The 253-nt window shown below is 45.8% G+C and carries 1 pseudogene; it reads left to right on the top strand.

The features are described 5' to 3' along the window. Positions 1–253: pseudogene (locus tag FH871_RS34345) on the top strand (hypothetical protein); the annotation flags it as partial.

Below are 253 nucleotides of genomic sequence, written 5' to 3'. Positions count from 1 at the left end.
CACTTGACCGTATTGGTTGCTTTCGCTGAATATCTTGCTGTAGACTACCATGCTCTAGCTTTGGTACCTGACTATTTGACAGATATCAAGGCGGCAGGCGTCCCATTGACTTCACTGACCATTATGCAGTCTCTGGAGCTTATGGAGGCTAAAGAAGGAAAAACTCTCTTTATCTCAGGAGGTACTGGTAGCCTTGGTGCGATGGCTATTCCTCTTGCTAAGGCCAAAGGCTTGATTGTTGTTACTAATGGCA

This window comes from Larkinella sp. C7, from assembly GCF_006149005.1.
GTDB lineage: Bacteria > Bacteroidota > Bacteroidia > Cytophagales > Spirosomataceae > Larkinella.
The sequence above is the reverse complement of the archived record's forward strand: the minus strand, read 5'-3'. Positions and strand labels throughout refer to the sequence as shown.